The sequence below is a fragment of the Lactococcus sp. DD01 genome (assembly GCF_001578715.1).
In the GTDB taxonomy this organism is placed as follows: Bacteria; Bacillota; Bacilli; order Lactobacillales; family Streptococcaceae; genus Lactococcus; species Lactococcus petauri.
Genome location: NZ_KQ968939.1, coordinates 749,146 through 759,691 on the forward strand (window position 1 = coordinate 749,146; position 10,546 = coordinate 759,691).

Annotated in this window: 10 protein-coding genes; 4 read left to right on the top strand and 6 right to left on the bottom strand. The window is 37.2% G+C overall.

What is annotated here, in order from left to right; all coding sequences use genetic code 11:
• From LACDD01_RS12275 to LACDD01_RS03665, 4 genes are all read right to left on the bottom strand, one after another.
• Positions 1 to 500, bottom strand: a 500-nt coding sequence (locus tag LACDD01_RS12275; protein ID WP_369814483.1) for a DUF6056 family protein, incomplete at its 3' end; no start/stop codon positions are given.
• Between the two features lie 350 nt (positions 501 to 850).
• Positions 851 to 1,435 carry an isochorismatase family protein gene (locus LACDD01_RS03655; RefSeq protein ID WP_061413239.1) on the bottom strand — a complete coding sequence of 195 codons (585 nt, stop codon included), beginning with the start codon at positions 1,433 to 1,435 and terminating at the stop codon, positions 851 to 853.
• A 24-nt stretch (positions 1,436 to 1,459) separates the two neighbouring features.
• Positions 1,460 to 3,895 carry a ribonuclease R gene (gene rnr / locus LACDD01_RS03660; protein ID WP_061413240.1) on the bottom strand — a complete coding sequence of 812 codons (2,436 nt, stop codon included), beginning with the start codon at positions 3,893 to 3,895 and terminating at the stop codon, positions 1,460 to 1,462.
• A 257-nt stretch (positions 3,896 to 4,152) separates the two neighbouring features.
• Positions 4,153 to 4,782, bottom strand: coding sequence for an NUDIX hydrolase N-terminal domain-containing protein (locus LACDD01_RS03665; RefSeq protein ID WP_061413241.1), 630 nt, complete (start codon positions 4,780 to 4,782; stop codon positions 4,153 to 4,155).
• A gap of 244 nt (positions 4,783 to 5,026) precedes the next feature.
• Here LACDD01_RS03665 and LACDD01_RS03670 point away from each other — a divergent pair, with 244 nt between their 5' ends.
• The gene (locus tag LACDD01_RS03670; RefSeq protein ID WP_019291898.1) at positions 5,027 to 5,269 is read left to right on the top strand and encodes an NINE protein; all 243 of its coding nucleotides are present in this window, start codon (positions 5,027 to 5,029) and stop codon (positions 5,267 to 5,269) included.
• 406 nt (positions 5,270 to 5,675) lie between these two features.
• On the opposite strand, the gene yjeM is transcribed toward LACDD01_RS03670, so the two are convergent.
• Both yjeM and LACDD01_RS03680 read right to left on the bottom strand, forming a co-directional pair.
• Positions 5,676 to 7,205, bottom strand: a complete 1,530-nt coding sequence (yjeM, locus tag LACDD01_RS03675; protein ID WP_061413242.1) for a glutamate/gamma-aminobutyrate family transporter YjeM — start codon at positions 7,203 to 7,205, stop codon at positions 5,676 to 5,678.
• A gap of 167 nt (positions 7,206 to 7,372) precedes the next feature.
• The gene (locus tag LACDD01_RS03680; protein ID WP_061413243.1) at positions 7,373 to 8,323 is read right to left on the bottom strand and encodes a DUF4822 domain-containing protein; all 951 of its coding nucleotides are present in this window, start codon (positions 8,321 to 8,323) and stop codon (positions 7,373 to 7,375) included.
• Positions 8,324 to 8,436: 113 nt separating this feature from the next.
• Between LACDD01_RS03680 and LACDD01_RS03685 the strand changes: the two genes are divergently transcribed.
• From LACDD01_RS03685 to LACDD01_RS03690, 3 genes are read left to right on the top strand one after another with little or no spacing between them, the layout of a single operon-like run.
• Complete coding sequence (locus LACDD01_RS03685) at positions 8,437 to 9,351, top strand: histidine kinase dimerization/phospho-acceptor domain-containing protein (protein WP_231863370.1); 915 nt, start codon at positions 8,437 to 8,439, stop codon at positions 9,349 to 9,351.
• 2 nt (positions 9,352 to 9,353) lie between these two features.
• Positions 9,354 to 9,830 (top strand): sensor histidine kinase, encoded by a 477-nt coding sequence (locus LACDD01_RS12280; RefSeq protein ID WP_231863371.1) that lies wholly within the window; start codon positions 9,354 to 9,356, stop codon positions 9,828 to 9,830.
• Between the two features lie 9 nt (positions 9,831 to 9,839).
• Complete coding sequence (locus tag LACDD01_RS03690; RefSeq protein WP_061413244.1) at positions 9,840 to 10,529, top strand: response regulator transcription factor; 690 nt, start codon at positions 9,840 to 9,842, stop codon at positions 10,527 to 10,529.
• Positions 10,530 to 10,546 lie beyond the last annotated feature (17 nt).

Consider the following 10,546-nt stretch of genomic DNA (forward strand, 5'->3'; position numbering starts at 1 on the left):
ATGATTACTGTGGCCCACAGGTAATTTGCAGCTCCACTGACCCAAAGCACCGTGCTGCCCATCCCCGGAATGAAAAACCACATCAACAGAAAAGTTAACGTCAGATGCAAAGGTTTTAAAAGTACCTTTTTACCACTGATTATTACATTCAATAACAGCCCAACCAATACATAAATACTGGCATTAAGGATATTGAAAATTCCTTTAGGAAGCTGCATCGCTAAGATTTCGAAAATTATCGAAGTCATGCGGGCATTCCATAGTGTCATGTGCGTATAGACTGCTGAAATATAATCACCAATATTATGATATTCACTCAGATGTTCACTTGGCCAAGCACCTGTATAGATAAAGTGATACAAAAAATCATCGCCCGTGTAGCCTGTAAAGCGGTTGAGGTTCAAAATAAAAATAAAGGTCAGTCCTAAAACAACTATGGTTGCTATTGTGCATAATATATTCCAACCACTTGTTAAATTAAATCTTGTCCTATTTTCCATGTTCAATATCCTTAAATAGCTTATATAAGCCATCTTCTATTTCTTCCGTATTTTAAGCCGGTTAAGGTTTGGCTTACCGTCTTTTTTATCTTATTATCGGACATTTTCCCACTTTAAATCATTACTTACACTTTCAAATAAATGTGAAAAAATCACCGTTAACATTATAGCAAAAAAATGTGTCAATTTTACTTTATGAAAAAAATAACATACTGTTACGGTGATTTCTTTAATCTTCTCCAACTTCTTATCAATTGTCTAAAAATATAAAAAGCTCAAGATGCAGAAAAGCCTGTGCTCTTCTACATCTTGAACTTTTCAAATCACCAAAACCTACTGCTCTCTATGGTCTAATCCTGTATCATCTTCAAGACTTGCTCTGTCGAGCGGACGCGTCCTAAGCGTGTAAAGATACCGTTAACGATGCCTCTATGTAGTACCCCATTAAAGTCTGTCATTGCATCTTCAACAGCAATCACATTATATCCATGTTGATAAGCTTCACGCGCCGTTGTATCACAACCTATCGTTGTAGCAACACCTGTCAAGATAATGTTTTCAATGCCTCGTCTACGTAACTGCACATCGAGATCTGTCCCATAAAAAGCGCCCCAATTGTGCTTTTTGACATGGATTTTATTTTTAACCTCTTCCTCATAAGCCAGAGGAGAAACAAATTGGCTATAATTGTCGGGAAGTGGACCAGAAGCACTTATATTTGTATCTGTAAGCGGAGTGAGCATTTCTGGCCCATAATTTTTCACATGCACAAAAACGATAAGTCCTGCTGTATTTTTGAACTTGTCCAGCAATCTATCATTTTTGTCAAGAATTTCTTCCTTACTATAGGGTTCAAGCTGTGAACGATTTACAATGCCTTCTTGTAAATCAATCAGGACCAAGGCCGTTTTCTCAAGATTCAATTGTTCTGACATAGGCTTTTCTCCTCTAAAGTATTTTTATTTTTTCGATTTTTTCTTCGTATTATTTCCGAATTTTCCTTTTGCTGCATCCGCATAGAAAGGCTTCTTCTTTTTCTTTTTATTTGGTTTTTTATCGAAATCGTTTTTACGTTCTCGATCCTCATCCTTGGATTTTCCTCTGTATTTTTTGTTTTTGTTATTTTCAGAGAAATTTTTTCCGTGTTTTGAGGCTTTACGTTCCTCTTTATTTTCGGAACGATTTGCTTTTGGTCTACGGCGTGGGCCTTTTTCTTTTTTAGATTTTAAATTACTTTCGACAACATCGAGATCACTCTTGATATATTCAAAGTCGATATCACCGGTAACTTTATCCGCTTTAGTAACTTGGATTTTGATGGGGTGACCAATTCGGAAGACAAGTCCTGTTTTTTCTCCCACAAGCGCCATCATACGTTCATGGAAGTTCATATATTCACCTTTAATAGTAGAAATATGAACCAAACCTTCAATAGTATTTTCAAGCTCAATAAACATCCCAAAGCGAGTAACGCTGGCAATAATACCTTCGAACTGTTCGCCGACATGTTTTTCCATAAATTCGGCTTTTTTCATCTTTTCAACTTCACGTTCAGCATCGACAGCACGGCGTTCACGGTTACTTGATTGTTGTGCAATTTCCGGTATTTTTTCGGCCCAATATTCGATGGTCTTTGGACTTGGTTGAGCCATCTCACGGATTAAGCGGTGCACGATTAAGTCAGGATAACGACGAATCGGGCTGGTAAAGTGCGTATAGTTTTCTGCTGCCAAGCCAAAGTGACCATAGTTGTCTTCCGAATAGCGTGCTTGTTGCATCGAACGCAGAAGCATCGTTGAGAGAACCATTTCTCCTGGTTGGCCTTTCACTTTTTTCAAAAATTCTTGCAAGGCTTTTTGACTAACTTCTGTCGAAGTGCCTTTGACTTGCAAACCAAAAGTTGCAGCAAAGTCGATAAAACGGGTCATTTTTTCTTCTTTTGGATGTTCGTGAATACGATAAATCCCTGGTAAATGACGTGCTTCAAAACTGCTTGCAACTGTTTCGTTAGCAATCAACATGAAGGACTCAATCATTCGTTCTGCTGTTCCACGACTGCGCTTACGAATTTCGATAGGCAAGCCATTTTCATCAACGATAATCCGTGCTTCCATAGTTTCGAAATCAATCGCCCCACGGCGGCGGCGCATCGCTGCCAAAGCTTCGTGAAGCTCAGACATAATCTCTACGGATTCTTTAATTGCAGCATATTTTTCTAATGTTTCCTCGTCACCAGCAAGCATAAGGTTAACATCATCGTAGGTCATACGTTCTGTCGTCTTGATAATGGAAGGACCTATTTGTGATTGAAGGACTTTTCCTTCTGGCGTAATCTCCATCACACAAGACTGTGTCAAGCGATTAACACGTGGGTTGAGTGAACAGATACCGTTTGAGAGTCGTTCAGGCAACATTGGCACGACACGATCAGCCACATATACTGATGTTCCACGCTCAAAAGCTTCACGGTCCAAGGGCGAATTTTCAGTGACATAGTGTGACACATCTGCAATGTGAACGCCCAACTCATAGTTACCATTACCCAAGCGTTTGATATGCACAGCATCATCTAAGTCTTTTGCATCAGCGCCATCGATAGTGAAAGTAATCTCATTACGATAGTCCACGCGCCCCATGATATCTTTTTCATCAACTTCTTCGGGTACAGCGTTCGCTTGCGCCAAAACGTCTTCTGGAAATTCAGAACGAATACCAAGTGAAGCTAAAACTTCAAGAACATCGATTCCTTTATCACCTGCTTGTCCGACAATTTCGACAGCCAAACCTTGCATACTTTTGGGATTTTTCTTATCTGGATAAGCGGTAATGTCAACACGAACTACTGCTTTATCTTCTGGTACCAAGCCCTTATCTGTCAAAAAGACATGATAAGGCAACTTTTTATTGCGTGATTTTACGTAACCGATACGATTGAACTCTTGACGTTCTTTTTCGTCAAATTTGACAAAAGTTCCGACAAGCTGAGTAACCGCGCGCTTTAAAACCTCTGTAACTACCCCTTCAGCACTTGTGCCTTTTAAAGGATTAGCATTACTTTTCAGTTCGACTTTTACTTCATCTCCTTCAAGAGCAAAAGCCGTTCTTCCCTTAGGAATAAAAACGTCAGGCTCATCAGAATCCACTGTTACAAAACCAAAACCGTTCGCATTAGCACGGAAGATTCCGACAAGTTCTGCTTTTACTTCGGCTAGTGTGACTTTTCCATTTTTTGTAAATTCCAGTAATCCTTCCCCTTCAAGAGCAGCTAAAGTTTTAACAAATAGTTTAAAATCTGAAGCCTTTGTTAGGTCAAGTTCCATTGCCAGTTCTTCTACAGCATAGGCTCTCTTTGGATGTTTTTTAAGTTCATCCAATATAACTTCTTTTATTTTCATGTTTCTCCAATATTTCTTTTTCTCTATGCACTTTGGTGATTCTTTTCAATCCCAAGCACATACATTATTATTTTAAAAATTAAAATGCGGACTGTCAGCAGCCCGCTACTTTTTGGTTCGATAAACGTAAAATCTCCACTGATTTCTCCGTAATCGTTTATTCAATAGGGGCAATCATCCTAAACAGCCCAATCTTTTTCATCGTCCGCATGGAATAATGATATTATAACATATTTGATATTTTCGTGAACCACCTTTTACTGCACGCGATCAAATCTTGCTCCTGCTGTTGGATGATTATGATATTCAAAAGCTTCCAGAAGATCCTCACGTGTGTTTCGATCCACAGAAATATTCTGCAAGTTTTCAACTTCTTCCCGCGAGAAAAAGCGTGCCTCCGAAGTTTCTAATCCCGGATGCAACTCAAAAGTTTTGGGCTCACAATAAAAGAAGAGTTTATAAACATAATTCAAGCTTTTAGGATAAGGATGTTTGGCCTTATCAACCAACTTAAACAACTGTAACGGTATCACTTCAAGCCCACTTTCTTCTCTTACTTCTTTTTGAGCGATTTCTGCGGGGGAATAACCGACATCTGCCCAACCACCAGGTAAAGACCATTGTCCTTCGGCTTTTTCTTTCACAAGTAAGAGACGGTTATCTTCAAAGACAACAGCTCTTACATCCACTTTGGGTGTGACATAACCTAAATCCTCATTAAAGAAGGATTCCAGTTCATTTTTTGAGTAAGAGGTCAACTTTTGAGAAATTTCAAAGAGAATTTCTTTCATTTCTTCTAATCTTTCTCGGTCATACACATCTTTATTATAATACAAAGAAGTGTTTACAAGAGCTTTAAGTTTTGCTAGAGCTTGAGTTGTATCCATTGTTTATCCTCCTTCTCTCATTTTATCACACGTATGGGATGATACAAAAAGTATTTATTATTAGCTAAATGAAAGAGTATATTTTATTGAAAAATTTTTATTAAATGTTTGAATCTTGGGGAGCTTGTCTATATAATGAAAAGAGTAAGAGATAAAAAAATAGGAACAAATCATATCGCAAGCTAGTCTCTTGAAGGATGAAATACGTGCGCGAATCACGCTAAAAGGGCAAGGAGAAACTTTTATGAATGAAAAGAAGATTAACAAACATATTTTTGTTTGGATTGGAAACTTTTTAGTTGGACACTTTGGCGTTGACCGCTTTATGCGTGGTCAAATCGGCATGGGTATCTTTAAACTTCTATGTAACTGGATGACTTTTGGTATTTGGTCACTCACCGACTGGATAATCTCCCTCGTGAAAGCTTACAGTACATATAGTGACACAGACGATATTACCTTTATCGATGGTAAATATTCACGATAAATGAAAAAGCATCCTCATCTTCAAAAGATAAGGATGCTTTTTTGTGGGATTACTTAAAACGTTGTCCACGCTTTCGTCTTATCAACCGAATAACTACACCCGATAAGCCACAAAAGAGAGCACCAACGGAAGCTATCGCTCCCAGCCCTTCTAAAAATAATTTGTGAGAGTGTGCGCCATAGCTAAATAAAACAAGACCAACTGCTATTATGACAAGCCATGTACTGCTTATTCTGATTCGATCGTCCATTGTGTTCCTCACATGTTTTAGTAGGATATTATTATAGCATATAATATCATTAATCAATTCAAAATAAATTGTGGGGAGAAATATTTCCAAAGAAATGTTAGGAATTTCCTAAAATTGTAATAATCTCTTCAAAGATTTCCGTCTTTTCCTGATATTTTATATCTTAATGCTTTGCTTCTTATAGTTTCGGATCAGCCACCAGCCTAATACACTGAAGACAACTGGTCCGGCTATCATTGAGATAATATCCGAATACACACTTCCCAAAGGAATTTCAGCTGGCGCTTGGAGATAATTTATGACGGGTTCAATAATTGTAAAGAAATCCGCCAGAATAATCATCAGTGCTGCAATCCAAGAGATGCCAATAGCAAAGGCTTGATTTTTCATAATCGTGAAAGGTTTCTCGATCGCCTGATTTTTCTTGAATTTGATATAAGCAAAGACGATAAAGACATAAGGAAGACTAGAAGCAATATTACTCATGTTAGTAATGACTAGGAAGAATTTATCTGCTGCTCCCTTATTGATGAGTGAAATTCCCATATTCAATAAAATCATTAGAGTCACAATGATGAATTGAGCTTTCATAGCATTTTTAGGCACACCATTTTCTATTTTTCCAAGTTTTCCTGGCCACACTTTTTCCGGTGTCCCCTCCATCAGTTGTTTAAGGGGAGAATAAATCAAAGTAAAGAGTGCACCTATAAGAGTGAGAAACATCGAGAGACCTACATAACGAGCAAAAACTGTTCCCCAAGTATGTACAGCACCAGAAGATAGATTGAAGGATTCTGCCAGTTTTTCACCCAGCTGCTGCATCATAAAATAAGTAATGTTCCCTTGGTTGACTGAACCATCCATAATCCCCGGAATCCAGTCTTTATCAAAATTAATGAAAAAACCTGTACAAAGAATCATGAAAGAATAACCAATACCAATAATGGCTGCCGAAAGTAAGATACCTTTAGGAAAGTTCTTTTTCGGTTCCACTGTTTCATCAACCAGTCCTCCCACGGATTCTACTCCGGCGTAGGCAAAAATAGCATATACTAAGAAAGCAATAAAAGTAACAAAACTTGTAGGTTGCAATGTTGGATTTGGTGTTGAAATCAAGGATTTTATCGTTAAGGGCGTTGCAGGATGAAAACCACTTTTAGCTAAAATAATAAAGGCACCGATGATGAGAATAAAATTAAGTGAAACAACAGCAATACCTCCAACTGAGGCCACTTTTTTTATGGTTTCAAGCCCTCTAAGCGAAATGAACGTCACGAGAAACATGATAAGAATGGCCAAAAGTGACACAATAACTGTGCTTGGTAAGATCGTTGTGCCAAAAATCATGTTAGAAATAGGAACTAATATACGGTTTCCTACAGAGACAAACCAGATAACCCAGGACATATACCACATCAAAGTACCAATCATGGCAAAGGATGGCCCCACTGATTTTTCCATCCATGTATAAATACCACCTTTCTCAGCATTAAAAGCTGAACCAAATTCAGTGACCATTAAAGAAAATGGGATGAAAAAGACTAAGGCACTAATAATATACCAAATGATTGATCCGTAGCCCATTTGAAAAAAGGCGAGCGGAACATTCCCAAAGCCATACACCGATGTAAAAATCATCAGGGCTAAAGAAATTGCTGTTAATTTATTTTTTTTAAGTTGCGACATTTTCTTCCTCTTTATGTATTTCTTTGGATTTATTATACAAGTATATGTATGTTTATGCAAGAATTTATTAATAAACTGCAGTAAGTATGAATGTAAATAAAATGCTTTTCTATTGTCCCTCCTTGAATCGGCATAAAAAAAATAGAGTAAAATACTCTATTTTTTTACTAGAAGGTAAATGCTGGATTAAAAGCCCCTCTATATGGCTCATGTTCAACATAGACCGCAATATCCTTACCAGCTGCATCTTTCCCCATACGTTTGTAAGTAAATTTTTGAGAATTTAGCTCGGTGATTTCTAATACTGCACCGTATTTATTTTGACCAATAGAAACATGACTTCTAATTTTATTTTTGAAAATCACATCAAAGTAACCAAAATCACCACGGGTATTGCCTGTATTGACATCGAAAAATTCATATTTGCTAGTTTGTGCATCAAATTTCGCAAGACTAATAAACATCTGGTTTTCTTTTGTCACGTCATTACCTTGCTCATCACGTACTACTGTACCATGCCATAAGGTACTACCAAGAATTTGACTGCCGGGCTTTGACTTCACAATTTTGCCTGTTTGAGTATGCAATTTTTCACGACCATGTGTAAATTTAAGATTTTTCGCCTTATAGGGTACATGTTCGACATATACTTCGACAGATTGACCATTTTTATCGACACCCATTCGTTTGTAAGTAAATTTGTGGTGATTCAACTCTGTGATATCAACGACAGCTTGATAGTTTTGTGTCGCAGAGATGAGAACACGTTTTGTACCATCATTTGTTACGAAAAATGTTCCTTCATCACCTCTTGTTTTTCCGGTTGTCTTATCAAAAAATTCATAGTAACCTGTTTTGCTGTCATACTTGGCAAGGCCGATGAAGTTACTATTTTCTTTTGTTAAATCATTGCCCTGCGCATCATAAACTTTTGTGCCTTGCCAGTTTGTCTGTGACAATGTTTTTTCATATTGATTTCCTAATGAAGAATCGTTTTTATGTGAAGATGAATGTTGAGACACCTGATTGGCTTGGGTCGAGTGATCTGACACATAAGTATCTGCAAAGACACCAAGTGCTAAGACAGATGAGAACAATACTATTTTTTGAACTTTCATAAGATAATCTCCTTTTTTATTGTATAATTTATTATAGCAAGCAAATATAAACTCCAAATGGCTAAATTATGAACAAATTATAAACTTTTAGCATTTGGTTGAGAAAGAGCTATATGACAATAAAACATAGATTTATCACAACTTACATCAGTGCTATCGCAGTGACATTAGTTTCTGTGTTCTTAATTTTTTCTGTTGTATCTTACAGTACTTTGGGTAAGATTCCTTCTATAAAAAATATTTACAGTATGTTAACGACAAACCAGCCTCTCTCAGAGCAAGAAAAGCAAAGTTTTCTGACTTTGCAAACATTGGTAAAAAGTTCGCCAAATCTTCTTGAGCCTCCTTTAAAGGACGAAGCCAAAGATATTATTCAGAGCATCGAAAAGCAAAATATTAATATCGTCATTCGCAAAGACAATAATGTCCTCTATCATTCCGAAGAGCTGAAAGCTTCTTCACTTCGGGTTCATATGCCTGAGTTCGACGAAAGCAATCTTAATCCGACAGGCACGATGGATAACAATGGACGTTTTTATAATTACATCAAGTACAGCTTTAGATATGAAGACGGGACTTTTGGTGATTTTCTAATTTTAAAAAGACAAACTAACTTATTTGAGTTCTTCATTCGTTGGGGCATCTGGATGATTCTGTTCATTCTCATTTTATCTGCTCTTATTTTCTGGTTTATCAGTAAGCGGCTTTCAAAAACCGTCATCAAACCCTTAGTTACTCTAGAAAAAAATGCCCGCTATCTGGTCGAACAGGATAATATACTCACGGAAAATCCATTTACTGATGATTCAAAGGGTGCAAAAGAGGTTGAACAGCTAAAAGAAAGTTTGTACCAGATGTGGACGGATCTTCAAGCTGCACGTCTGGTTCAGAAAAAGTATGAAGAAAATCGCAAAGAACTGATTGCCAACATCTCGCATGATCTTAAAACACCGATAACTTCAATCCTTGGTTATGTCGAAGGTTTGCAGGAAAACATTGCGATGAACTCTTCCTTTACTCGAAGCTAGATATGAACAGTGTCAACTTAAGTTTTAGCAAAATCGACTTTACCTTCTATATTCAGAAGTTTGAATCCGAAATTGCAAGACACGAAAATGTCAATGTTATCCTTCAGCTCCCACAAGATGAACTTCCTGTGCTGTTGGATACAGCTTACTTTGACCGAGTTATGCAAAACCTCATCCAAAACAGTTTTAAATTTGCCCAAGCAGAGCAGCAGTTAGAGATTATACTCACTTTATTTAAAACCTCAAAAGGTGTCCAGTTTATATTTGAAGACAATGGCAGAGGTATTTCACCTGAGGACTTACCTTATATTTTCGATCGTTTATACCGATCTGATAAGTCGCGCACTTCTCAGATAAAGGGCAGTGGTTTAGGGCTGAGTATTGTCAAACAAATCGTAGAACAACATCGAGGGTCTGTTCATGCCGAAAGTACTTTAAATAAAGGCACACGTATTATAATAATTCTGCCTAAAGCATAAGGAGTAACAATGAAAGATAAAATTTTAATCATCGAAGACGATGTGAGTATCGCCAACTTACAAAAGGACTATTTGGAAATTAACGGAATGGATGCTGTGATTGAAACAGACGGAACAGCTGGTTTAAACACTGCTCTAAATCTAGATTTTGACTTAATTATCGTGGATATTATGCTTCCTGGGGTTGATGGATTTGAGATTTGTAAAGCAATTCGAAATAAAAAACAAACGCCTTTCATGATTGTTTCCGCAAAAAAAGAAGATATTGATAAAATTCGTGGACTTGGCTTGGGTGCTAACGATTATATGATTAAACCATTCAGTCCCAATGAACTGGTGGCACGAGTCAAAGCTCATATCCAGAACTATAAACTTTTAAAACCTAAAGAAAACTCCGATATTCTTAAGATAGATGACCTTATCATCCACAAGGATTCACATAAGGTTTACTTATTAGACAAAGAAATCATCCTCACGAACAAGGAATTCCAACTGTTGCTCTTTTTAGCTGAACACCCAAATCGAGTATGGAGCAAGGAAAGCTTATTCGAACAAATCTGGGAGATGGATATTTATGATACAGATGTTGCTACTGTTGTTGTTCATATTAAAAGACTAAGAGAAAAATTCAAAAGCGTTCAGTCGCCAACACAGCCTATCGAAACTATTTGGGGCGTGGGCTATCGCTTTAATTTATAATAAAAAACGTTTCTATC